At 63.9% G+C, this 25,341-nt stretch carries 18 protein-coding genes; 9 read left to right on the top strand and 9 right to left on the bottom strand.

Going from position 1 to position 25,341, the window contains the following annotated elements; genetic code table 11:
* Positions 1 to 52: 52 nt before the first annotated feature.
* Positions 53 to 1,204, bottom strand: a complete 1,152-nt coding sequence (locus tag ASE90_RS14115) for a hypothetical protein (protein WP_056001906.1) — start codon at positions 1,202 to 1,204, stop codon at positions 53 to 55.
* A 291-nt stretch (positions 1,205 to 1,495) separates the two neighbouring features.
* On the opposite strand from ASE90_RS14115, the gene ASE90_RS14110 reads away from it, so the two are divergent.
* The 8 genes from ASE90_RS14110 (at position 1,496) to ASE90_RS14075 (ending at position 10,081) form a co-directional block, all read left to right on the top strand.
* Positions 1,496 to 2,680 (top strand): outer membrane beta-barrel protein, encoded by a 1,185-nt coding sequence (locus tag ASE90_RS14110; RefSeq protein WP_056001903.1) that lies wholly within the window; start codon positions 1,496 to 1,498, stop codon positions 2,678 to 2,680.
* Positions 2,677 to 3,468, top strand: a complete 792-nt coding sequence (locus ASE90_RS14105; RefSeq protein ID WP_082449820.1) for a polysaccharide biosynthesis/export family protein — start codon at positions 2,677 to 2,679, stop codon at positions 3,466 to 3,468. Before ASE90_RS14110 ends, ASE90_RS14105 begins: the two co-directional genes overlap by 4 nt.
* 61 nt (positions 3,469 to 3,529) lie before the next feature.
* Positions 3,530 to 5,068, top strand: a complete 1,539-nt coding sequence (locus tag ASE90_RS14100; RefSeq protein ID WP_056001897.1) for a lipopolysaccharide biosynthesis protein — start codon at positions 3,530 to 3,532, stop codon at positions 5,066 to 5,068.
* Positions 5,065 to 6,144 (top strand): cellulase family glycosylhydrolase, encoded by a 1,080-nt coding sequence (locus ASE90_RS20220; protein ID WP_056001894.1) that lies wholly within the window; start codon positions 5,065 to 5,067, stop codon positions 6,142 to 6,144. Before ASE90_RS14100 ends, ASE90_RS20220 begins: the two co-directional genes overlap by 4 nt.
* A complete protein-coding gene (locus tag ASE90_RS14090) occupies positions 6,141 to 7,259 on the top strand; it encodes a glycosyltransferase family 4 protein (RefSeq protein WP_056001891.1) in 1,119 nt (372 codons plus the stop codon). The genes ASE90_RS20220 and ASE90_RS14090 overlap by 4 nt, the downstream gene beginning before the upstream one ends.
* A 161-nt stretch (positions 7,260 to 7,420) precedes the next feature.
* Positions 7,421 to 8,809 carry an exopolysaccharide biosynthesis polyprenyl glycosylphosphotransferase gene (locus tag ASE90_RS14085; protein ID WP_162233640.1) on the top strand — a complete coding sequence of 463 codons (1,389 nt, stop codon included), beginning with the start codon at positions 7,421 to 7,423 and terminating at the stop codon, positions 8,807 to 8,809.
* Between the two features lie 114 nt (positions 8,810 to 8,923).
* Positions 8,924 to 9,481, top strand: a complete 558-nt coding sequence (locus ASE90_RS20930) for an acyltransferase (protein WP_321163787.1) — start codon at positions 8,924 to 8,926, stop codon at positions 9,479 to 9,481.
* 135 nt (positions 9,482 to 9,616) lie between these two features.
* Positions 9,617 to 10,081 (top strand): PilZ domain-containing protein, encoded by a 465-nt coding sequence (locus tag ASE90_RS14075; RefSeq protein ID WP_056001882.1) that lies wholly within the window; start codon positions 9,617 to 9,619, stop codon positions 10,079 to 10,081.
* A gap of 4 nt (positions 10,082 to 10,085) precedes the next feature.
* On the opposite strand, the gene ASE90_RS14070 is transcribed toward ASE90_RS14075, so the two are convergent.
* The 3 genes from ASE90_RS14070 to ASE90_RS14060 form a co-directional block, all read right to left on the bottom strand.
* A complete protein-coding gene (locus ASE90_RS14070; protein WP_056001879.1) occupies positions 10,086 to 11,396 on the bottom strand; it encodes a hypothetical protein in 1,311 nt (436 codons plus the stop codon).
* A 148-nt stretch (positions 11,397 to 11,544) separates the two neighbouring features.
* The gene (locus tag ASE90_RS20365) at positions 11,545 to 13,512 is read right to left on the bottom strand and encodes a M10 family metallopeptidase (protein ID WP_056001876.1); all 1,968 of its coding nucleotides are present in this window, start codon (positions 13,510 to 13,512) and stop codon (positions 11,545 to 11,547) included.
* Positions 13,512 to 13,952 (bottom strand): hypothetical protein, encoded by a 441-nt coding sequence (locus ASE90_RS14060; protein ID WP_156357738.1) that lies wholly within the window; start codon positions 13,950 to 13,952, stop codon positions 13,512 to 13,514. The genes ASE90_RS20365 and ASE90_RS14060 overlap by 1 nt, the downstream gene beginning before the upstream one ends.
* A 719-nt stretch (positions 13,953 to 14,671) precedes the next feature.
* On the opposite strand from ASE90_RS14060, the gene ASE90_RS14055 reads away from it, so the two are divergent.
* Positions 14,672 to 15,484 (top strand): hypothetical protein, encoded by an 813-nt coding sequence (locus ASE90_RS14055; protein WP_056001870.1) that lies wholly within the window; start codon positions 14,672 to 14,674, stop codon positions 15,482 to 15,484.
* 597 nt (positions 15,485 to 16,081) lie between these two features.
* On the opposite strand, the gene ASE90_RS14050 is transcribed toward ASE90_RS14055, so the two are convergent.
* The 5 genes from ASE90_RS14050 to ASE90_RS14030 form a co-directional block, all read right to left on the bottom strand.
* Positions 16,082 to 19,807, bottom strand: a complete 3,726-nt coding sequence (locus tag ASE90_RS14050) for a Calx-beta domain-containing protein (protein ID WP_082449816.1) — start codon at positions 19,805 to 19,807, stop codon at positions 16,082 to 16,084.
* A gap of 144 nt (positions 19,808 to 19,951) precedes the next feature.
* The gene (locus ASE90_RS14045; RefSeq protein WP_235531827.1) at positions 19,952 to 20,197 is read right to left on the bottom strand and encodes a hypothetical protein; all 246 of its coding nucleotides are present in this window, start codon (positions 20,195 to 20,197) and stop codon (positions 19,952 to 19,954) included.
* Between the two features lie 143 nt (positions 20,198 to 20,340).
* Positions 20,341 to 22,272 (bottom strand): Ig-like domain-containing protein, encoded by a 1,932-nt coding sequence (locus tag ASE90_RS14040; protein WP_056001861.1) that lies wholly within the window; start codon positions 22,270 to 22,272, stop codon positions 20,341 to 20,343.
* A 419-nt stretch (positions 22,273 to 22,691) separates the two neighbouring features.
* Positions 22,692 to 24,281, bottom strand: coding sequence for a hypothetical protein (locus tag ASE90_RS14035; protein ID WP_056001858.1), 1,590 nt, complete (start codon positions 24,279 to 24,281; stop codon positions 22,692 to 22,694).
* Positions 24,281 to 24,547: a spike base protein, RCAP_Rcc01079 family gene (locus ASE90_RS14030; protein WP_056002344.1), complete on the bottom strand. Its 267-nt coding sequence runs from the start codon at positions 24,545 to 24,547 to the stop codon at positions 24,281 to 24,283. The genes ASE90_RS14035 and ASE90_RS14030 overlap by 1 nt, the downstream gene beginning before the upstream one ends.
* Positions 24,548 to 25,341 lie beyond the last annotated feature (794 nt).

Genomic DNA, 25,341 nt, shown 5'->3' with positions numbered 1-25,341 from the left:
GGGCTGGCGCTGGCCAGTCCGGACCTTGCATCGCATAAACGTCATCAAATGCCTATCGGTTCGAATGCGGTAGGGCGTGGCCCGGCAACGCGGTGTCCGGATAGCGTTCGGGGTGCAGCAACCGTTCGCCGATCCCGTCCCATGTCGGGAAAGCGCGCGGTGCCACGCTGCCCGCTGCCGCCAGCGCGTCGCGTATTGCCGCCCCGATCGATACGGCATCGTCGTTACGATACCCGAAACGCGACGCGACATCCCCGCACGCGAAATCGGGACAAACGGCGGGCAGGCCGAGATATTCGTACTGTGCGAGCTTCAGACTGGACTCCGCCAGATATTCGACGCCGGCCGCGCGGTGATAGGGGGCAAGCCCGATCGTCGCATGACGCAGATAGGGCAGGGTCGCGCGGAACGGCATTTCGTCGTGCAGGATGACGTTGGGCGGCGCGTCGAACTTCGCGCCGCTGCCGATCACGTGGAATTGCACGTCGGGAAACGCCGGCGCGGCGATACGGAAGAAATTCTGGTCGAACAGCATCGCCCCGACCGACACCGCGTTCACCGTGCCGGGCGCGTACGGATTGACGCCGTCGTCGACGAAATCGTCGGGATCAATGCCGAAGCCGATCCGCGTCAGCCGATCGGTCGCCCAGCCGAAATCCTCCGCCATCACGCTGGAGCGCAGGCTTACGTGATGGACCAGCGCGCCATCGACCTCCAGCCGTTGGCGGACATAGGGATGGGCTCCGACGGTATCGAGCCGGTCGGTCGCGTAATAGATGATCCGCGCGGTCGGGTTCAGCCGGCGCATCCGCCGCAGCATGACCGCCGCGACGGTCGCCTCGACCACCAGATAATCGGCCTCCGCGAACATCCGGTCGACGTCGCGATTGGGCAGTTCGGCATAGAGCGGGAACAGCGTGCCCATCACCTTGTCGCCCAGCTTCGATCCCGTGGCAAAGGGGTGGAAGGCGGTGCGCCATAGATAGCAGCGGATATTGTCGACCGTTTCGAACCGGTTGGCCCGGTCCCACAGGAACAGTCGCGAATCGCCCTTGCGCCGCGACAGCCGGCTGAACCGCGTCGACAGGAAAGTGACGTCGTACCCGGTATTGGCCAGCGCCTTGGCGATCGGATGGATGCTCGCCCGCTTGGCGGTGCGATAATCGTGAAACGCGGACACGAACACGACCCGTCCCTTGCTCATGTCGCGCTCCCTGTGGCGTGCTGCGCGCATTCTCGATCCGCGCGTTCGGCGACGCAATGGCTTGCCACGGGCGCAGGGTCAATGGTGCGAAGTCAAAATGATGCCGCAGTGCAGCATTGAATATACTTTTCGCGCCGCAGTCGATAGTTACGGCGACCCGATCGGACGATCGGACCAGTTGCGTGCCGGGTACGCCCGTATCGTAACGGTCGCGTACGGGTTTTGACCGGACGATCGGAAAGTCATAGAGCGGTTGGCCGGATGCGTCGCATCCGACAGGGAGTTCGGGGAATGAAGGGTCCAGTCGCCATCGCCGCGACCGCTGGCGCGGTCGGCCTTGTCATGGCCGCGGCACCCGCGCGGGCGCAGGAAAACAAGTTCGACCTGTCGCTGGCGTTGGTCGAAACCTACGACACCAATATCCTGCGCCTGGGCGAGCAGCGGACGAACCAGCCGACCGACAACCTGTCGACCGCACCCCGGCTGACGCTGGATTACAGCCGGCAGCTGGCGCGGCAGCGGATCTTCGCCAATGGCTATGCCGGCTATGTGTGGAACAACCGGTTCGACTTCCTGAATCGGCAGGATATCGCGCTGACCGGCGGTGCCGACATCCGCGTCGGGCCGAAATGCCGGGCGACGGTGCTGGGTACCTTCGTTCAGGCGCAGTCCGATCTGGAGGATCTGGGCGTCGTGATCAGCAACGTCGCGACGACCACCGATTATTCGATCGCCGCCAGCTGCCCACGCCCCTCCGGATTCTACCCGATCGCCTCGGCCGGCTATTTCAAGGTCGACAATGAACGCCGCCAGCTGCGGAACCAGAACATCATCGATGGGCGGGTCGGCATCGGGTACAGCCTGCCCAGCCTCGGCACCGCGCAGTTGTTCGGTGCGTTCTCAACCATCCGGCGCGCGCGGTTTTTCGAGACGCCCGAGGGATCCGTCCGCGACGTGACGCAGATCCGGTCGGCCGGTCTGCGCGTGGGGCGCGACGTCGGCACCCGGATCAAGGCGAGCGGGGAGGTCGGCTATACCTCCGCCGATCCCGCATCGCCGCAGGCGACGCCGTTCAGCGGCATCACCTATTCGATCAACGCATCCTATACCCCGATCTCGCGATTCGTGCTGTCGGCCGCGTTCGGCCGGTCGGTGTCGGCGCGCGGCAACCTTGGCGTCAGCTATATCCTGCGCGATCAGGTCGACTTCGGCGCACGGCTGACGGTCAGCCGGCGGACATCGTTCGGCGCGAGCGTCCAGCTGTCGCAGCGCGATTACAAGGGGGAAGACCCGTTGTTCGTCGCGGAGCCGCGCCTGTCCGATACGCAGCTTAACGCTCAGGCCGATGTCCGCTACCGATTGGCGCAGCCGATCACGCTGGAACTGGCCGCCCGGTACCGGCAGCGTACGGCCGAAAATGATTTTTACGATTATGACAGCTTTGCCACGACATTGCGGGCGATGCTGAGCATATGATGGGAAAGGATATGGGGATGAAGGCGTTCGTCAGTCTGGCCATCGCGATTGCGATGCCGTGCGCCCTCGCGCAACCCGCCGCCGCGCAGGCGACGTGGGATGGATATCGGCTGGGGGCCGAGGACCAGATCGAAGTGTCGATCTATGGTCAGGGCGGTTCGGTGACCAAGACCCGCATCAAGTCCGACGGATCGATCACCCTGCCGCTGGTCGGCCGGGTCGAGGCGTCGAACCGTACGACGCAGGCGCTGGCCAGCGCGATCCAGGAACAGTTGCGTCGCGGCGGTTACGTCAACGATCCGATCGTCAACGTCGAGATCGCCGAATATGCCAGCCGCACGGTCACCGTGCTTGGCGAATTCGCCAAGCCGGGGGTGGTGCCGCTCGACCGGCCGACCCAGCTGAGCGAACTGGCGGCGCGGGCCGGCGGTCTGCGCGAGGGCGGTTCGGACATCGTCGAACTGCGCCGTGACGGCAAGGTGACGACCTATAGCCTGACCCAGATCGCGCGCGGGCAGCAGCCGGATGTCGCGATGCAGCCCGGCGATGCGGTCTATGCGATCGCGGCGCCGCAATATTATGTCTATGGCCAGATCGGCAATGCCGGCGCATTCGGGATTGCGCCGGGCATGACCATCCGTCAGGCGCTGGCCCGCGCCGGCGGCCCGACCCTGTCGGGGTCGGAGCGCAAGGTGACGCTGTATCGCGGCGGGCGTGAGCTGGAGGCCGAACTGGCCGCACCGGTCCTGCCCGACGACGTGCTGTTCGTCCGCGAGCGCATTTTCTGATCCGGACGGCGGGCGCTCGGTTCGGGCGTCCGCCGACCCGTTCGCACCGGCCCCGCGATCGATGAGCGACGACAGCCGTATCGACGATCGCGACCCGTTGGTGAATGCCGGTCCGCCGGGGTCGATGAAGCGCACCCTGGCGGCCGGGGCGGGGTGGACCACCGCGCTGCAACTGGCGTCGAAGGCGATCGAACTCGGCTTTACCGCGGTCCTCGCCCGCATCCTGTTCCCGCATGACTTCGGCGTGATTGCGGGCGCGACGATCTTCATCGAACTGGCGCTGTTGCTGGCCGAGGTCGGGATCGGCGCGACGATCGTCCAGATGCCGGGGCTGACCCGCGACGACGTCCGTGTCGCCGGCACGCTCGTGTTCCTGAGCGGCATCGGTTATTTCCTTCTGGCACAACTGTTTGCGCCGCTGGCGGGTGCGTTTCTGAACATCGATGGCGTGACGCAGGTCCTGCGCGTGCTGGCGCTGGTGTTCGTGATCCAGTCGTTCGGGATCGTGCCCGAAAACCTGCTGGTCCGCCGCCTCGACGTGCGACGGGTGATGATCGCGCAGGTGCTGGCGCGGATCGTCGGGACCGGCGGGGTCGGCATCGCGCTGGCATGGCTCGGCTGGGGCTATTGGGCCTTGGTGGCAGCGGCGCTGGTCGAGACGGTGGTCAAGGCGGCGTGGCTGGTCGCGATCGTCCGTCCGCCGATGCGGCCGCTGTTGACCCGCGCCGGTACGAAGCGGCTGATGGGGCGCAGCGCCGGTTTCTCGGTCGCGCGCATCCTGAACTTCTTCGCGCTGCGTTCGAACAATCTGGTGGTCGGGCGGACGATGGATGCCGCGGCGCTCGGCATCTATTCGCGCGCCTTCAACCTGATGAGCGTACCGTCCGAACTCTATACCCGCATCGCCGAACGGCTGGTGTTTCCGGCGATGGCGCAGGTGCAGGACGATGCCGTGCGGTTGCGGGGGGCGTTCCTGCGCGGGACCGAACTGACGGCGGCGATCGGGATGCCGATGTCGGCGTTGCTGGCACTACTGGCCCCGGAAGTCATCGAGATCATTCTCGGGTCGCGGTGGGCGGCGGTGATCGGGCCGTTCGCGATCCTGTGTTCGGCAAGCTATTTCCGCCTGGGTTCGAAGATCGGCGGATCGTTGCAACGGGCAAAGGCCGCGACCGGTGCGATGATTACGAACCAGATCGTGTATCTGGCGATGGTCGTCGGCGGTGCGTTGATCGCCTATCCCTATGGTATCGAAGCCGTCGCACTGGCAGGGAGCATCGCCGTGGTCGCATCCTATATCATCATCAACGTCAACGCCTGTCGCATCGCCGGCGTCGACCTGCGCGGGTTCGTCGCCAGCCATCTGCACGGCGTGCTGCTGGCGGTGCTGGGCGTCGCGGTCGTGCTGCCGGTCGTGACGGCGTTGCGGCGGGCGGCGGCACCGGCGGTGGTGACGCTCGGCGTCGCCGGGGCGGTGCTGGTGGTGGTGGCGCTGTTGCTGTTCTGGCGACGGCCGAGATGGTTGTTAGGGGATTTTCTGGTGTCGCTGATGAACGATGCAGCCCGATCCCTTGCCCGGCGGCGGGGGGCATTGTCGTGACGCGTGCCGCTTGGCTGCTGGCCGCCGTGATGCTGGTCGCGGGATGCAACGGGCAGGGCGAGGCCCAGCCCAACGATCCGCCACGCCGCCCCGCGCCGCCGCCCCGCTTCGGCGTCAATCTGTCGGGGGCCGAGGGCAAGGAGAGCGATGCGCCGCGCCCGACGCTGGCCGATGTGCGCAACGCCGTCGACCGGCTGCGCTTCGGCCTGATCCGCTACCCGTTCCGCCCGAGCCGGATGACGCCCGACCGGGTCGAGGAGCTGAAGGCGATCGCCGCGTTCACGCGGTCGCGCCGGGTGCCGCTGATCCTCGACAATCACAATTCGCGCTGGAACCCGGTCGGCGAGCAGGTCGCGTTCTGGACCGATCTGGCGCGCCAATTCCCCGACGACGGGTCGGTGATGATCGATCTGGTCAACGAACCCGGCAACGTCCAGTGGATGCAGTGGGCCAGCGAGGCCAAGGCGGTGATCGCCGGATTGCGCCGGGGTGGCATCCGCCATCCGATCCTGCTGCAATGGCCGGGATATTCGGGCATCCAGCGTTTCGACAAGCATGAGCGAGCGGACGGCGCGTGCCAGAGTGCCGGCTGCGCGCTCGATCGCACGCCGGGGCCGCTCGACCCGATCGACCGCACGTTCCTGAACGGCCATCGCTATTTCGACTCGGACGGTTCGGGCACGAAGCGCGATTGCACCAACGACAAGGGCGAGCCGCGCACCGACAGCGGATTCGACCGGTTTGCGAAGCAATTGCGGCGACGCGGCCTGCGCGGGTACATCACTGAATCGGCGTTCGGCAACTATGCCGCGGTGCCGCCCGGCTGCGTGGCGGTCGGGGCCGATGCGGTGGCGCAACTGCGCGCGAACAGCGACGTGCTGCTGGGCATCACCTGGTGGGGTGGGGGCCGCATGTGGCCCGACCGTTATCTGTTCAAGATCGAATGTTCCAAGGACGATCGATTCACCTGTCCTCCATCGGAGTATCAACGGATGCTGAACCCGGCCCTTTCCGCCGGCCCGGGACCGATCCCCGGACCCGACTTGCGCACCGACGGCGCGGAGCCGCGTCCATGAGCGCCGATCGCCCCCTGTCGATCGTCCATGTCGTTCGCCAGTTCCATCCCGGGATCGGCGGTATGGAGGAATGCGTCCTGCAACTGGCGCGCTACCAGCAGCGCGACGGGCATGGCGTGCGCGTGGCGACGCTCGACACGATCTTCGACGACGATGCGACGGCAACGCTGCCGCACCACGACGCGATCGACGGGATCGAGATCCGCCGGGTGCCGTGGAAGGGGTCGAAGCGCTATCCGATCGCGCCGGGCGTGCTGCGCCATCTGAACGGCGCGGACATCGTCCATGTCCATGGCGTCGACTTCCTGTTCGACTATCTGGCGCTGACCAAGCCGATCCATGGCCGCACGCTGGTGCTGTCGACCCATGGCGGGTTCTTTCACACGCAATTCGCCGGTCAGATGAAGCTGCGCTATTTCGCGACGGTCACCCGCACCGCGATGCGCGCCTATGCCGCGACCGGGGCGTCGAGTACGCAGGATTACGACCGGTTCCAGCAGATCCATCCGCGCAATTTGCGGCTGATCGAAAATGGCGTCAGCCTCGACAAGTTTCGCGGGCTGGCCGATCCGTCGGCGCACACGATGCTGTATTTCGGCCGGCTGGCGCCGAACAAGGGGCTGTTCGAACTGCTGCCTTGGTTCGCACGGGCGCGCGCGGTCGATCCGGCGTGGCGGCTGGTGATAGCGGGCAAGCCGATGGGCGTGGAAGCGGCGGACCTGCGCGAGCGTGCCGCCGCGGCAGGGGTCGCCGATGCGGTCGAGGTGGTGGTGACGCCGACCGATGCCGAGATCGCGGATATCGTGCGCCGGTCGTCGGTCTACGTCTCGGCATCGAGCTATGAAGGCTTCGGCCTGGCGGCGATTGAGGGGGCGTCGGCACATCTCTACCCGGTACTGAATGCCATTCCCGCGTTCGAACGAACGATCGAGACGATGGGGTTCGGCCGCATCGTCGATTTCACCGATCCGGCATCGGGCGCGGCGTTCGCGCGGGACTGGTCGACGATCGACCGGCCCGATCCCGGCGCGCTGGATGCACTGCTCGACGCACGCTTCGGCTGGCGGGGGCATGTCGATGCGTTTTACGACTTGTATCGCGCCGCCGGGAAGTAAAGAGATGGTAACGCTTTTACCGTAACGCCATCTGTACAACGCCTCGCGCCGGACTTGCGCCGCAAGCGCAACTGATCCATGGACACGCGGCGCATGCACGGGCTTCAAGACCAAGACCAATTACAGCCGTTAACGGCGTATAGCGGACATCGGGGATCAGGGTGACAGGAATACCAGCCGATTCCGGAACGGATATTGCTGGCGCGGCCAGAAGTTCGCGTTTCTGGCTGACCCCGCATGCGCTTCGCCTGCGCCTCTATGTGATATTGCTGGCGCTGGACATCGCCGCAATCGCGTTCGGCTTCCTGTTGCCGAGCCACTTGCTGAAGTCCGATTTCAAGCTGTTCGAGCTGCTGACGTTGACGGCGATCGTCTATACCGGAATCGCGTTCAATTCGGGCGCATTCTCGCTGCGGTCGGCGCAGGACGTGTCGGTCGACACCGCGCCTGCGGTCCGGGCGCTGCTGTTCACCTACGGCGTATTGTTCCTGCTGTCGTACTTCCTGAAGCTGGAGCGCGATCTGTCGCGCCTGCTGATCGGGATCGCGATGGTCGTCGGCACGCTGACGCTGGTCGTGTTCCGGCAGATCGTCGCGATCTATGTCGAATCGCGGCTGCGCGACCGGTTGCTGGTGCAGATGCTGATCCTCGACGGAGCGGACATCGCACCGCTTCCCGGGTACCGCGTGGTCCGGGCCAGCGATATCGGCCTTGTCCCCGACCTGCGCGATCCGGCGATGCTCAACGCCTTCGGTTCGCTGATCCGCGAATGCGAACGGGTGGTGGTCGCTTGTTCCGAAGGACGCTGCCAGGACTGGGCGATGCTGCTGAAGGGCGCAAACGTGCGCGGTGACGTGGTGGTCGATACGATCTCGCATTTCGGGGCGCTGGGCGTATCGCATATCGGCGATCGGCCGACGCTGACCGTGTCGGTCGGGCCGCTGTCGCTCCGCGATGCCTTTGCGAAGCGGGCGTTCGATCTGGCGGTATGCGTGCCTGCGCTGATCGCGCTGGCGCCGGCGCTGTTGCTGACCGCGCTGCTCATCAAGCTCGACAGCCCGGGTCCGGTGCTTTTCCGCCAGCGGCGGGTCGGGCGCGGCAACGAATTCTTCGACATTCTGAAGTTCCGCAGCATGCGCGTCGAGAATTGCGACGCCGATGGCAACGTGTCGACCAGCCGCGACGACGACCGTATCACCCGCGTCGGCTATTTCATCCGTCGCACCAGCATCGATGAATTGCCGCAGTTGCTGAACGTGTTTCTCGGACAGATGAGCATCGTCGGTCCGCGTCCGCACGCGCTGGGCTCGCTGGCGGGTAATCACCTGTTCTGGGACGTGGACACGCGGTACTGGCATCGCCATGCGCTGAAGCCCGGTATCACCGGTCTGGCACAGGTGCGCGGCTATCGCGGGGCCACGAACCATGTCGAGGATCTGACCCGCCGGTTGCAGGCCGATCTGGAATATGCCGCCAACTGGTCGTTCTGGCGCGACGTCACGATCCTGGCGATGACGGTCAAGGTCGTCGTGCATAAAAATACGTATTGAACCAATATACTTATCGTTCGTTCGCCATGAATGGGCGGGGGAATTGATTTGAGTGTATTTTCGCGCGCGGCACCTCTTCTCCGGCTGCTGCTGCGGTTGCGACCGTTCGCAACCTTGTTCGCAAATCTGCGTACGCCGTTTCGGGTTCTGATCTACCGGCGCGCGCGGCTGTCGATCGCCGGACCATTGAGCGGCAAGGGGCGATTGGCCATCGGCAAATGCTGGCCCGGGCAGGTGTCGCGCGGGACCGAAGTCGCGGTGCGGCCCGGCGGCGCGATGCAGGTCGACGGCATCTTTGCCTTGCATCGCGGTGTCGAGATTCGCGTTGGAAAGGGCGGGCGGTTGACGCTCGGCAGCGGCTATCTGGCCGACGACGTGCGGATCGATTGCCATCAGGCGGTGACGATCGGACACCGCGTCGCGATCGCCGCGCGGACCGTCATCATGGATACCGATCATCACGACCTGACCGGGTCGCGCGCGCGGACCGCGCCGGTGGTGATCGGCGACGATGTCTGGATCGGGCTGGGAGTGATGGTGCTGAAGGGCGTGACGATCGGATCGGGCGCGGTGATCGCCGCCGGATCGATCGTGGTCCGCGACGTCGCGCCCCGCATGCTGGTCGCAGGTAGTCCGGCGCGCGATATCCGGCCGGTCACCTGGTCGATATAATAACTAAATTTGATGGTGAACAATAATGGCGCAATGATTTACTCGCCGTTTACCAATTATCGCTTAGTAACCATCAATTCGATCTCCGCAGAAAAGCTTTGGTAAGACCTGATCCGCTATCTGGTGTGCAGCCAGATGGAGGATGCCATGAGTCTTCAGGCACGCATAATTGAAGAACAGTTTATCGGTCGTCGCGATGACGATCGTGTATCGGTCGGTCGTGCGTGCGTGTTGCGCGCTGCGGGGCGTCCGCCAGTGCATAGCGCACTGCTCGACCTGACCCGACACGGATGTCGTATCCGCACCGGCCATCCGCTCGGCGTCGGTGAATCGGTCTTGCTGGGCCTTGCCGGGGTCGGCACGGTCGAGGCGACCGTCGTGTGGGGCGAGGGTACCCAATATGGCTGCGAATTCATCGGGGCGTTGCCGTCAGGTGCGGTGTCCGACGCGACTCGCGGCAATGTCATCAGTTTCGATGTCGCACCCGCTGCACAACCGTTCAAATGGTCGCCCCGCCAGCGGTTGATGACGCTGGCGGTCTATGCGGCGACGCCGTGGCTGGCGATCATGGCGGCGATCCATTTGTTCCGGTCACACTGACCGGTCAACCGGCGGCGGCGTGTCGCCGGGCCATGCGCTCGCGCGGTGTCAGTCGGTGGGCCTCGGCCTGCCGACGCGCCCCTTCGTCCTGCGCCGACAGATAGGTTGCCCGGCAATAGCCGAGCAGCAGCCAGAGCAGCGGTGCCGACTTCATCGAGAAGGTGCCAGTGCCGCCGACCAGCAGCCAGACATAGATGTACAGCGCGGACGCCCATGCCGCCCGTCGCGACATGTCCGAATTCTGAGGCACGACGACGATCAGATAGGCCCAGTAGACAAAGGCACCCGCCAGTCCCATCGACGCGATCACGAAGCCATAGCCGGTATCGCCGGTCCGCGCGATGAGCGCGGGCACGCCGAACAAGTAATCGCCGGCATTGTAGGATGTCAGATAACGATAGGTCACGCCGAGCCGCCCGACCGGATCGTCGCCGGTCCGCCAAGGGATGAATTCGAACAGCACGAAGGTCGCGCCGATCGACACGACGGGCATCAGCCCCTGCCAATAGCGCGGCAGGCGCGGAAACAGGAAATACCCGATCAGGAACAGCGGCGCGAGCAGCGCCGACATGCGCGCATTGTTGGTGACCACGATCAGGAACACGGTCGCCAGCGCCAGCGCCCGTTCGGCGATGCTCAGCCGCTGCCACAGAGTGCACAGATACACCATGATGACGATCGAGAAGCAGTTGATGCTGACCTGTTCGAGAAAGATCGACGAGGTGCGCGGCCCGTCATACAGGCCGAAGGTGAAGCGCCCGCTGTAGGAGATCGTCCCGATCGCCAGCGAATTTTCGTCCATGAATTCCTTGACGACGAAACCGCGCGTCTTGGTCAGATAGCTGGCTGGCTGGAAGATCGAGGCATAGGTGTCGACGCTGCTGATTTCGAGCAGCAATACGCCCAGCGCGATCCCGCAACTGACCGCAAAGGCAATGCGGACCATCCGTTCGTCGCAACGAATGCCGAGGATCGTGAAGGCGGCGATGATCAGCGCGTTGCGCACCCCCTCGATCATCGGGCGTTCGAACACCAGCGACCCGACCATCGCGACCGCGACGATGCCGGCGACGAACAGCAGCGGCGCCATATCCTCGCGGCGGATGCCGTCACGGACGAACGACAGACCGATCGCGCTGACGATGATCAGCAGTTCGGCCGCGATGACGATCGCATTGTTCATCGGTGCACCGACCGCAGCGACGGCGGCGAAGATGCCGTTATAGGCGATCGCGAACGGCGGGATCAGCGTCATCGTCCAGCGCAGCGCCGCCGAGTCGCGGCGGGTGCCGGCCTGAAGTTCGACGCGGTTCATCGCGCCGCCGCGTGCTTATGGCCAAACGTCACGGCGATCGATCCCTTCCCAGCGAAGCCCCGCCAATAGCAGAGCCTTGGCCGGTTTGCGAAGGGGGGAAGGGGGTGGCACGATCCCGCATCGGGGATCGCGCCACCCCCCTTGGTCATCAGACGTCGACGCTGCCCATGCCGACGCTCGAACCGACGGCGCTGTAGATATAGAAGCGCAGTCCGTTCTGTTCGATCATCGCGTCGAATTCCAGCGCCCGCGTGCCGGAGATGGCAACGGTGCCACCCATGCCCGACAGGTCGAGGACGCCATCGTTGAAGCGGATGATGCCGTCATCATTCCCGTCGAACAACGCCGTCGTGGTGACAATGATGTCGCGCGCGGTGAAGCTCAGCGAGTCGTTGCCGAGCCCGGCGATCGGGTTGGCGGTATCGAAGAAGAAGATGTCGCTGATCTTCTTGTTGCTCGACGATTTGAGGACATCGTCGCCAAAGCCGCTCTCTGCGACCTGCTGGTTGCGACCGGCGACCGGGCGAACGCGGGCGTCGCCATAATAGAAGGTGCCGTCGATGTTGCCCATCAGACGCAGCCCGGCCGCCCCGTTCGCACCAGCCAGGGTGGCCGCATCGCCGTCGCTGGTGTCGAGGGCCAGCGTGCTGCCGCGCCACGTGACGATGCCGTCATTGTTATTGTCGCGAATCGCCCGATCGACCGCCAACACGTCGCCGCGTTGCCAATCGGTTACCGTATCGACGCCCGAGACGCCCGAGGTTCGCAGTTCGAAGATGTCGCGTCCCGCACCGCCGGTCAGCTTGTTGGCGACCTGGTTACCGATCAGCCGGTCGTTGCCGCCGCCGCCGATCGCATTCTCGATCGTCACGCCATACGCGATCGAAATATTGTCCTTGTACAGGCCGCTGGTCAGGCCGAGGTCCTCACGCAACGCGGTATAGGCGTCGAACGTCGCCTGCGAACGAGCTGCCAGACCCTGCGCGGCGCGATTGGCATTGACCTGTTCGAGCGTCAGGAACGCCTCGATCCCGCCACCCGACGAAAACGCGCCGGCGTTCAGGTCGATGACCGACGGCGTGTTCCAGCCCGAGAAATCGAGCGTGTCGTTGCCACCGGCGTCGTAGACCGCGACGATCGGTGCCGCGTTCTTTGCAAAGTCGTACTCGGCGCGGTTCGCGGTCGAATTGAAGCCATAGACGGTGTCGCCGGTCCGCGTCGTCCGGTCAGCGCCATAGATTTTCTGGATGGCGACGATGTCGTGAACCATCGGGGTCGACGCATAGCCGAAGCGGAGGTTGGCCCAATCGATATGCTGCGCGCCGGTTTCGTAGGCGTCGAAATAGCTCATGATCGAATATTGCGCCGAATCCTGCGCATAGGCGGCGTCGTTCGCATAGGTGATCGGATCGGGCTGGCCATCGCCGTCGTCGTCGTCGAGCGCGTCGTAATTGCCCGGATGGCTCAGCCCCAGCGAGTGGCCGAGTTCGTGGATGATCGTCGTCTTGGCATAGAAGCTGTCGCGCACCGGAAAGAAGTTCGAACTGACGAAGCCGTCGATCCAGACGTCGCCGCTTAGCCGGCCATAATCCTCGAACCCGTCCTGGAGCGCCTCGGCGTCGAAGATGTTGCCGAACGGCAGATAGGCATAGGCCTGCGCACCACCGGTAGAGGTGTTACCGAAGGTGATGTCGGCATTGTACGACTTCGTTTCCTGAAAGCTGATCGCGATCAGATCGTCCCACAGGGCTATACCCGCGCGTGCCAGGATACGCTGATCGGCATTGAAGGCCGAAAAATCGTCGCTGTAGTACGCCTCGTTCAACGCGATCGTACCGGTCGCGTTGACGTAATAGCTGTTCGCCAGTTCCTCCGCGCTGTTCCAGAACCCGAAGTTCAGGACCCCGTCGCTCAGTTCGCCATAATTGTTGTAGGTCCAGTTCCAACCCGAACGGGTCAGGATGTTCCCGGCCTGGGTCGCCGTGGCGATCGGCTTGTTCGCATAGGTCTGACCCGCGAACGGATCGAGCGACAATGATTCGACGACATCGTCGGCACCACCCAGCGGCCAGTCGCGTTCGACTGGCGTGCCCGGTACCAGAGCACTATTCTCCATCACTCTATCTCCCCTGTAAGTCGGTTATCCGGTCGTACGCCGCGCCATGGCAGCGCGCGGTCCAGCGCGCGTTCGGCGAGGGAAGCGAAATCCTCCCTCTCGCCGGCGACGATCGCCGGACCGTTCCATTCCCCCTGTGCATCGTCCATCACGATAGATGGCCGCACCAACAGCGTGATCGCCGGTTGGCCATCGACCGGCGTCAGATCGGCGGTGATTTGCACACGCGACCGTTTGGCCGCGTCGGTGCCGTCGATCGGCACCGGCGCGCCTCGCCGTGCAGTCGCGACCAGCGTCGCGCATTGTTCGGGCGTGGCAGCAACGCAGGTCAGTCCGACCGACCTGACCCCGCGCCACAATGGCGCGGCGATCGAGCGTTTCGACATGGCGGCGGCGAAGCTGGACAGGGCGGGTGGCATGGCATTCGGCAAATCGGGCAACGCTACGCTCCCTGTACAACTGCGCAGATGATGCGCGGATTGGGGCACTGCGCAAACTGATAATTAACGTTTGTTCATCAAACACCCGCAATTGTGACGAAAATGGCACAATACTGTTCCGAAGCGGGAAAGTCGGCACAGTTTCGACATTGTGCGCCGCCGCAACCGACTTGCATCCGGCATCAGTTCTCGTAGAGCGATGCCGGGGAAAACAAGGGGTCCATGTCCGAAACGACTGGGCAGGGTTGGAGATCGTTGTAGCGCCGACAATGTCGGTAACGCGACGTCGCGAGAGCGCATCCTTCCGCACCTGGCTGGAACGGTCCGGCGGTTTCGATGGAAACCGTAATTTCGGCAATGGTATCTCGTGCTCGCTGTTCCGGTGTTTCGCCAAATAAAGCCATAGTAAAAAAGTCAGCTCCGATCCGCGGCTGGTTCAGGTCGTCGCACGTTTGCGGCGGCCGAACGAACCGAAACGGATCGATACTTCATACGATGTAGAAACGATCGGTTGCGGAACGTCGCGTCGTCCTGCGTCAACAAAATTAGAACGTTAATCGCTGTCCTAAAGCTGGATCGGCAGGATTCCTGTTCATGTCGAAGCCTTCATAATTCATTGACGGTTCGCGACAATCTACGTAAACGCCTTCTTAAGCACGGTGCGCCTTCAAACGGCGGGCGTGCCGAACGACTTTTTTTAGTACTCAGGGAGAAACGTCATGGTTGATTCGGTTCCGAAGTTCCGCGACAACAGCAATCTGATCTCGACCGCCACGAAGGTCGACATCGCGCTCAACAACACTGCCGACACCTATAACGGCAGCGCCGGCGCGACCGCGTTTGTGTTTCAGGAAGGCAACGCTGGCGACGACACGCTTCTGGGTTTCGGCAGCAATGATTCGATCCTGAACTACAAGAAGATCTTCGACGGTAACGGCGATGGCTTCATCCAGTTCGGTCCGAACGGCGAGCTCGACATCGACCGCGTGAGCCGCAAGAATGCCGGCAACGACCAGATCCAGGTTGGTGGCGACAACGGTCCCGTCACCGAACTGCGTTATCTGGGCAGCAAGGGCGCTCCGGGCGACCTGCACGTCTATGCCAATTCGGCGACGCTGAAGAACCTGTGGATCGAAGAGTTCGGTGGCCGTCCCAACGTCATGGAAAACAAGGTCGGCAACGAAACCTATGATTTCGGCGGCGGCAACAAGACCCTGCTGATCGACAACGCACTCGGTCTGAACATGGGTCAGGACGTGCTGACCAACTTCACCGCAGGCGACAAGCTGGTCACCACCGCCAAGCTGTTCGACAACACCACCAACGATGTCGTTGGCTTCGGCAAGAACTTCGTCCTCGACGTTTCGGGTTCGATGGGGCCGCAGTCGACCGATCCGACGACTGGCCCGGGTGGCCAGATCGATTTCTCGACCCCGGATATCACGAAGATCAAGTACACCGGGTCGGAAACGATCAACGGCGTGACCTACTACGTGTACGAAGCACCCGACGCTTCGACCCCGCCGCTCTAAGCGGACGGTAAATCGTCGCTTCTGCGGCGATCGGTAAGGGAGGCGCTGGCGAAAGCCGGCGCCTCTTTTTTGTGCGGACGATGGGTCGATCGAGCGCCGACCGATCGCCGGGATGGCGGCCGTGCTGCCGTATTGCATCGAGCATGGACAATCGTTTCGGTACGATCGCGCCCATGGCCAGCATGCGAGCCTGCACCTGCGTGAAAGACGTTCGCTCGCTATTCCCGGATGGCGTGCGAGGTCATGCCATCGGTTTCGATAAGGGCGAGGGAGCACGATCCGGCGCATATTCGCTGTGGGCGGCGTGCCGACCCGAATAGTCCGGGAACGCCGGCCTTATGCTTGCGGTATCGGCAGTAGAGCGGTCTCCGACCATGTGAACCATCAGCCTCGTCTTGCGAGTGACCGCTGCGCGGCGGGCCGCTTTCGTGTTCACGGTGGTGTTGCTCGTCCGTCGCGATGCTCCGGCGTCGCTCGCTGCTCGCGCCCTGCCGCAAATCGAAATCCGATACCCCAACCCGATCGGAGAAAGGCTTTGGACGAAAAAAGGGGCGGAGCCGCGAACCGGTTCCGCCCCTTCGTCGTTGCCCGCGCCGATCAGAGCAGCGCGAGCGCCTCGACCGGATCGGTGGTCGAGCCGACCGCGTTGTAGATATAATAGGCGACGCCGTTCTTCATCAGCATGCCGTCATATTCGATCGTACGGACGCTCGATCCGTTGACTGCTTCGATCGCGATCGAACCGCCACCCGACAGGTCGAACACCTTGTTCGAGCCGGCGCCGATTATGCCGTTCTTGTTGTTGTCGCGCAGGCGGACGGTGGTGACGAGGAAGTCTTCGGACGAAAAGTCCTTGATCCGGTCCTTTCCGCCGGCTCCGGTCGCGTCGTAGAAGAACGCGTCGCTGCCGGCACCGCCCCACATCGTGTCACTGCCGGCCCCGCCGATCAGCAGGTCGTTGCCGTCGCCGCCGAACAGCTGGTCGTTGCCGACCAGCCCCTCGATCCGGTCGTCGCCGCCAAGCCCCTCGATCCGGTCGATCGCGGCAGTTCCGCGCAGGCGTTCCCCGAAAGTGCGGAAGTCGAACTGGGCGAGCGCGGGGTCATGGTCCGACAAGGCCGGGTTGGACCCACCGCGGTTGTTATAGCCGGTGTTGATGTGGACGACGTCATAGCTGGCGACCGCGCCCAATTGCTGGTCGACAATGACATGATCGATCGCCTGCGACCGGCCATCGAACATATAGGTGTAGCGTTCGGCCTCGGTCAGCTCGGTCACGGTCAGATTGTCGAACCGTGCGCCACCTGCGCGGGCATCGCCGTTGGCGTCGACATAACCGGTCGCGGCTTCCATCGCCCGGTTGAAGTAGAATTCGTTCCAGTCACCGCCCGCGACAATCCGGTTGTCGGACGATGCCGACTGGATCGTATCGAGCATGTGCCAGACGTCTTCGGCGATGGCGTTGCGCTTTGCCCAGCCGGCATTGGTCGGCTGACCATTGTCGATATTCTGGTCGAGCTGCCAGAATTCGCCCGATCCGCCCTTTGACGGCAGGTGGTTGGCGGCGACATAGACGTCGTTGCCGGCAAAGCTGAACTGGCCCAGCAGCGATTTGCGGGTGTTGGTCCAGTCGGCACCGTTGACCTGGCCGGCGATCTGGCTGTCGTCATGGCCGATCCGGTCGCCGGCATCGCGCACACCGTCGCCGATCCGGTCGGTGAAGGCACGGCGCTGTTCGATCGTCGCGTCGGCAGTCAGGTCGCCGAGCTGCACGCGGTTGGTATTGTAGAGGAAGCCGACGCGAATATTGCCGTTGGGTTGGCCACCTTCGGCATTATAGACCGGCAGTTCGTCGACCCACTGATACCGCTGTCCCGTCGCCGCGTTGACCGCGTCGACCAGCTTCTGCCACGTCAGCGAGGCGTCGGTACCGGTCGAGGAGGTGCCATCGCCCGCGGTCGCGCCGTTATTGTCCTGGATTTCCTCGATCGTCAGGATATCGGGCGTCTTCAGATTGACGGCGATGGCATCGGCGATCGCGGTGAAGCGCGCGTCGGCATCGGTCGCGGCAAGGTTTTCGACGTTGAACGTGCCGATGGTCAGCGCGCGGGCATCGGCGACGATCGTCGTCACCTCGCGTACCGGCGTCACGTCTTCCTTGATCGTCACCGGATCGGTCACGAACAGCTTCAGGTCGGTAAAGTCGAATTCGACGATGCCGGTCACGTCGCCCAGCTTGTCGCCGGCCGATGCGGCGGTGACGAGATCGGCCGGTGCGGCGGTGGCGAAGTCGGTGAAATCGAGTTCGAGGATGTCGGGATTGGTGTCGCCGTCATGGATATAGCGCCCGCCCGAACGAACGTCGTCGCGGGTATCGGCAGTGTCGGGCGGCGACAGCTTCGGATCGCCCCCGATCGTGTAGCCGCCGCGGCTGTTGATCTGGTCGGCATCGGCGTGGACGGTCGAATAGGCTTTCATGAACGGCTTGCCGCCCGAGACGCCGACGAAGCCGTCGGCGACGACCATGTCGGGCACGGTGACCCGCATCCCCTCGATCGTTTCGAAGAAGTCGAGCGCGTCCTTGGCCGGATCGAACCCCGCACCGCCGACCGAATCGAAATAATTGGGGACTTCGTCGGTCAGGATCGCGCTGGGGATCGCACGGCCGGGCGATCCATCGAGGATCAGGGTCGGCAAATCCTGGTTGCTGGCATCCACGGTGATGCCGCTGACGCCGGTCAGCACGGTGCGCGGCATGTTGGTGAACGCCTGATATTCCATCACCTGCGCGGTGACGGTCACGAGGTCGCCGACCCGCAGATTCGGCGCAAGCGCGGCCAGCGTCGTTCCGACGTTGCGGTCGTCGCGGGCCATCACGAAGATCCCTTCGGACGTCAGCGCACTCATATCCCAGTCGGCGGTTTCCTCGGTCAGGTAGAAACCCTGCCGCGCGCCGGTGCCGTCGAGGGCGGTCACCACCGCCTGCACGGTAACGGTGGTCGTCGACCGGATATTGAAGCCACCGACCCCTTCGGCCGCGAGGACGGGGCTGAAGAACGCCGCGCCCTGTACGTCATGGATGCGGAACAGGTCGTCGTTGACGATCGTCGCTTCGCCGAGCGAATCGGTCAGCGTCGCACCATTGGTGGCATCGGACAGCGCCACGTAGAATTTCTCGTTGCTTTCGCGAACGGTGTCGCCATTCACCGCGATCGAGATGGTCGCCGTCTGCTGACCCGCGGCGAATTCGATGCGGCCGTCGGCACCGACGAAATCGCTGCCCGCGGTCGCGGTGTTGCTCATTGTTTCATACGTGACCGAAAACGCGCCATCGCCGCCGGTGCGCGTGACGGTGAAGGTCGCCAGCGTCTCGCCCGAATCACCCTCGACCACCGAAACATCGCCGATCGAAACCGATGGCGCGGTGCCATCGTCGTTGACGATTGTGCCGGTCGCCTCCGCATCCCCGATCGTCGCGCCGCCGGTGGCGTTGGTCAGCGTCAGGGCGATCGTCTCGTCCGATTCGCGGACGGTGTCGCCCGCGACCGTGATGGTCACGGTCTTTTCGGTCTCGCCAGCGGCGAAGGTCAGCGTGCCGGCAGGCAACGACCCGACGACATCGTCGGCATCGGCCGATCCGAAGGTCGCGGCATAGTCGACGGTGACCTCGCCGTCGCTGCCACCGTCGCGGGTGACGGTGAAGGTCAGGTCGGTCGTGCCGGCATCGCCTTCGTTCACCGATACATCGGCGACTTCGAACGCACCGGCATTGCTGCCGCCGCCGACATCGAAGCCGCTGGCATAGGTGACACCGGCAGTATCGTTGGTGGTCCAGTTCTTCGCATCGGCGATCGCGGAGAGGATTTCCGCGCGGGTGCCGGTCGTCGGGCCGGTATAGGCACCGTTGTCGTCGCCGAATGCCAGCGCATCCGCGCCGGCGGTCAGGCCGGTCGGCACCGCGCTCGTGTTCGAACTCGTCGCGTCGCCGGCGAACGCCGTCTTGCCGTCGGCGAAGTTCAGCGCGAACAGGAAGGTCGGATTGGCGGCGCTGCCGGTATAAGCGAGGATCTGATCGCCGCTCGCGGACGGATTGAGCGCCCCGGTCAGCCCGGAAATGGTCACGACCGTGCCGATTTTCGCATCGACAGGCACGGTATAGGAGACCGTCCCTTCATTGGCACGGAAACCGCCCGCCGCCAGCCAGCCATTGTCGGTGAAATAGAGGGTCTGCCCGGCCAGATCGGCCAGCAGGACGAATGCGAACGACTTTACCCCGGCATCGGCACCATAGCCGACCAACGCGATATCTCCAGCAACTGCCACGCCATGTCCCCTTGTGATGTGTCCACTGGATAGGGTGGTTACATGACAGCGATATTAATTTCCCGTAATCATATTGAAGGATGTCCCGCCCGGTCGCAGGCGGCGATCACCATGACGGACCAGGAGAGGCCCGGCCCGGCCGCGTTACGCGCTGAAACAATCGTGCATGAACGGCGGGATCGTCTGCATCCACACGCTGGCGAACGGGGTAGCGGCCTCGCCATGCGCCGCCGGAGCGGTCGCGCTGATCGCCAGTACCGCTTCGGCAATGGCGCGGACTTCGCTGGGCGCAAGGATTTCACTGACCGGGTCGCCGCCCATCAGTTCGACTTCGGCAATGATGGCGCAAAGATTATCGAGATGCATGGCTTCCTCCCACCGATTCCCCATCGGTAGCCTGTAAAGGTGAAGAAACGATGTGCCAAATGAACGCGGCGCTTTTCGGCACCATTATCTCGCATCCGGCACGGCGCGGAACGGCAGAACGCCGGCCCCTGTGGGACCGGCGTTCGCTTGTGTCCCTATGGGACGGTTCAGAAGCTCAGATCGCTCGCATCGGCGGCGGTCGATCCGACCAGCGAGTAGACATAGTAGGTCAGCCCGTCGCGGACGACCGATCCGTCGAATTCCAGCGAGTCGATCGCGGCACCCTTGGTATCGCTGACCAGCAGCGAGCCGGTGTCGCCGGGCAGCGCGAACTTGCCACCGGTGGCGCTGATGATGCCGTCGCTGTTGTCGTCGGCCAGCTTCGTGGTCGTGACGACCAGGTCGTGCCTGCCGAAGTTGCCGATCGTGTCGCTGCCCAGGTCGAGGCCGTGGTTGGTGTCGAAGAAGAACACGTTCTTCGACTTGTTGCGGGCGTCACCCATGAAGGCGTCGTCGGCGGTGGTACCTTCCTTGGCGCTCTTCGGACGGGCGCTGGCGTCGGCATAGACCGCATGGCCCGCATCGTCGGTACCGAGGAAGCGCAGCTTCGACACACCTTCGACCACGACCGTATCGCCATTCTTGCCGCCGTCGATCGACACCTTGCTCTTCGACAGGGCGATGATGCCGTCATTGTTGCCGTCGTACAGCTTGGCATCGGTGACGAAGAGGTCGCTCTTGCCGAAGCCGACGATGCGATCCTGACCGGTGGCGGCAGCGTTCGAGAAGTGGAAGACGTCGGCGCCGGCGGTGCCCTTCAGGATTTCGTTGGCGCTGGCATTGCCATGGATCACCGATGCGGCTTGCAACAGGTCGAGGAACGGATCGGTCGAGACCGGCGGCAGGACGATCGGGTCGACGACCGGCGGCAGAACGATCGGGTCGACGACCGGCGGTTCCTCGATGACCGGGGCGGCCTCGATCGACAGATCGACGGTGGCGTTCGACGTATGCACACCATCCGATGCGGCATAGGTGAAGCTGTCGCCGCCGCTCCAGCCGGCGTCCGGGGAGTAGATGAACGAGCCGTCGGCCGAGAACTTGATCGTGCCATGGTCCGGGCCGTCGAGCAGGCTGGCGGTCAGCTTCTTGCCCTCGGGGTCCTTGTCGTTCGACAGGACGTTGCCGGTCACCGCATTGTCCTGGTCGCCGTCAAAGGCATCGGCCACCGCTTCGGGAGCGAGGTCAACCACGACCGGTGCCTTGCCAGCGTCGATCTGTGCGATCGTCGCCTTCAGATTGTCGGTGACGCCCATGTACAGCGTGATCTTGGTCGATTCGCCGGGCTTCAGCGTGCCGAGGCCGAAGGTGAGGTTCAGCGTCTGGTCGACCGTCTTGGCATATCCCTGCGCCTGCGACGCGGCCGTCGATGCATAGGGGTCGAGATTGACGAAGCCGTAGAAGGAAGCGGTCGCCCGCGTGTCCTGCGAATACAGGAAGAAGGGGGTGTCCTTCTGAAGCATCGCCGTAACCAGCGCGCCGTCGCCCTGCTTTTCGATCTTGTTCGCGGTGTCGTACTTGCCGGCCTGATCGGGATCGGCGGTCCGCATGTAGCGAACATCGTTCATGGTCGTCGCCGAATTGTTGGTCAGCGTGACGTCGATCTTGATGTACTTGGCGTCATTGGCCAGCGTGATGGTCTGCGCGACACCCAGATTATCCTTGGTCGCGCCGTTCCAGATCGCCTTGCCTTCGGTTTCGGTGCTGGCATCGCTCAGCTTGCCGTTGATCTGGTGATAGCCGGTCAGCAGCTGGTTGCTCTGGACGATCTTGTTCGAACCGATCGTGTAGCCGATGTTGAAGCCTTCGATCGAACGACCCTGCAGCAGCGCGTCGTCGAGCGTGGTTGCGTTGCCCTGACCGAACCCGTCGAGGTCGGCGAACATCCCGACGCGCAGGAAGCCGCTGTCGGCGTCGGTTGCAAAGCCCTTGGGCGCGTTCTTGGTAGTGCCAAGGTTGCCATCGGCGTTGATGCCAATGCTCAGATAGGTGCCCTGAAGATGAAGTTCGCCGTTTGCGACTGCGCTGTTCATGGTCATCGATTTTCCCCGCCGAAAATGATTGTGAAATCTCGGTGGAACTCGCGGTGAGCAGTGTTTGTCTGCTTCGCAAACCCAAGGACCATAAACACCGAATCCCTTTTCCGATGTTCTAAAGTACTAGGTTATAAGGATGTTTACCGAAGATTGTTGGACGCCCGAACGACGTCGGATCTTCGTGAACTCTGGAACTACAGCGTCAAAACTGTCGATTTCCAGCCTATTGCGTGTATCGTCGTGATACGGCAAATGGTGGATCTGCCATTTACCTTGGCGACCAAGTACAGGACTGAATGTCGTTCATCGACGGCAGTACACCAGTGACCGCCAGCGTAACGAATTCTGTCTGATCCGGGGACGCTCGTCCCTCCGTGGGACGGGCCGGCGCTGGCTGTCCGCGCCGCGCGCCGGCGCGTTCGTCATGGCATATAGGTCAACAGGCGATTTCGTGCTGCATTGCCCGAATTCGTTGCGCCGTCATTGGCGATCCACAGCGAATTGCCCTGGATATGAACGCCTTCGACCGATTCGGCTCCGGTCAGGACGTCGATCGCGATCTGATTCGGCCCGCCATAATCGCCGGTACGCAGGCGAAGCAGCGATCCGGCCGCGCCGTTCGCGCCAAAGCTGACGACGATATCGCCGATCGCATAGTCACCCTGCGCTGCATCGACGACGAACACATGGTCGCTGTTCGCGGGAAGTTCGATGGCGCCGGTGCGTGGCCGACCCTGCCGATCATAGAGTACCAGCTCGTTCTGGTCGCGCACGATCCAGAAACCGTCGCGCCGCGAATCAAAGGCGATGCCGTTGTCGCCCGGCAGGACGAGGGTCGGCGCGCCCGCCAGCGCGGCCGTCGCCGGATCGAAGCTCGCCAGATAGGTCTTGTCGCCGCTGCTGCTCGCCTGTTTCAGCAGGAACCAGATTCGTCCCGTCGTCCGGTCGCAGGTCATGCCCTGGCACGATCCGGCAAAGTCGCTCGACAGTCCCAGCCGGGTCAGGTCGAATTCTTCGTCGATCGCCGACAGGTCGGGCTTCATCCGGGTGAACAGCAACGCGGTCCGGGTCGGTCGGCCATTACCCAGATACCAGCGACCGGCCAGATCACGGGTGATGCCGGTGACCGCCATGCCGCTGCCGGCGACGATCGGTGCCGATCCGTCGGGCAGGGCGATGCTTTGCGTGGACGACAAGGTCCGGGTGGTCGGGGCGGGCAGGGGGGTGACGCCGACATCGCGCATATAGCTGGCCAGTGCCGCCGCCAGCGTCTGGTGCTGCGCATCGAACAGCGTGCCGCCGGCAACGAACGCGCAGAATTGCCCCTCGGAATAGATGTCGTTGGTCAGCCCCAGTCCGATCGTCGCCGATGCCGGCGCGGTCGACGGCGCCGAACTGGTGCTGCCGGTCACCCGACCGTTGATGATCTGGCGCAATCGCGACGAACTACTGCGGTCGATGGCGGTAAAGCCATAGCCGGTTTCGACGGTGCCGCCCGCAACCAGCGTCGTTCCGTTCAGTCGGCCGGTGCTGGCGTTGCCGACGTTGCGCGGGTTGATCAGCAGCGAACTGCCGGTGATCGTGCCGATCGGGGCCGCGGGATTGCGCGCGTCCTTACGCGTCCATGCGCCCACCATTGCGGCGTTCCGCTGGAACTGCGTACCCGAAACCGGCGACAGCGCGGTGTCGATCCAGTCGTCCAGCCCGTCGCACCAATAGCCGCGATCGGGCACGAACACAGGCGCGCCACCGCCGATCGCCGCGTCGCGCCGGCCGGTCCAGTTCAGCAGCGCCGCTTTCGGACCATGCGCGGCGAGGATCAGCACGGTATCCAGCCGGCTCCAGATATCGGCATCGATCAGCGCGCCGATCAGCCGGTCGATCTGCACCATCCGGTCGAAGGAGGGCGGCGGGTCCATCCGCGCGATCAGGTCGCGGGTCGCGCCACGCCACGCGGGCGTGGCCCTGCGCCGCCCGCGCGATGCGGCGATATTGAAGGCGAACCCCAGCATCAGCCGAGCGCCACGATCGCGGTGGCGGTCGTTCCGGTCGAGCGCACGAACTGCGCCCGCACCGGCAGGACGCTGCCCCCCGGTACCGCGCTCAACACGATGTCGGCACTGCTGTCGACGCAGCGCAACGTCACGTCACCGCCGCCGCCGATATAGAGCGCCTTGGGCAGACGGAGCAGCGGCGCGCTGTCGCTCGGCGTCACTGCGGTGGCGGTGCGGGCCGGACCGACCGGCGAATCGGTGAAGGACTGGAACGGATCGGACATGAACATTCTCCCGCTGATGATCCGGGTGGATCGTTCATGGTTCGTTCCACAAGTCGCAGCTTGTAGGAAAGTGTTTTTGCGAAGCCACGGTCGGACGGAGCATGCTTGACGGGTATCGGATCGAGTCCCGCCTGTGCGCGGAAGGGCGGCACCCGAGCGGCGGTAACGCTGCCGTGGTACCGGCGCTTCCGGCGGCGTCCTGCTCACTGCGGCATCTTCGCGACGATACTGGATGTGCGGGAGCCAGCATGCCAAGCGCGGCAAAGGTGGACGGACGGACAAATCAGGTCTGTTTGAAATACGCCCACGCACAGGGCGGACACCGCAGCAGACAAGCAGCGGCGTGCGCAGGTTTGCCCGAATGCGGGTTCGCCGGAAGGTAAGATTTTGCGCGAACCATCCGGCGGTGAACAGTTCGCAAGCCACCCGCCGGAACCTCGCGGATGTACTCGACCGCCAAGGCAGAGTGGGTCGGCATCGCCACGAGTAAACCAGCGGGCGCCTTATCGCGAACCGCGCGCACCGCACGTCCGGTATTGCCGCAGAGGCAGCGGCAACCCGCTAGGACCGATCGACATTCAGCGAGAACCACGGAATTTCGTCATTCCCGCGCAGACGGGAATCCATAGACGCTGACGGTTTGGCTGGATCCGCGACGCTGACGTATATGGGCTCCCGCCTGCGCGGGAGTGACGAACGGGGATCGAGCGCTATTCCTGCGCCTAGCGAACTGAATGTCGATCCCGCCTAGGACGTGTCGATCGATCCGCTGCCGATCCGCCACCGCCCGGAAA

This window comes from Sphingomonas sp. Leaf67, assembly GCF_001421965.1.
In the GTDB taxonomy this organism is placed as follows: domain Bacteria; phylum Pseudomonadota; class Alphaproteobacteria; order Sphingomonadales; family Sphingomonadaceae; genus Sphingomonas.
Note: the sequence above shows the minus strand (reverse complement) of the source record. Positions and strands in the feature narration are given on the sequence as shown.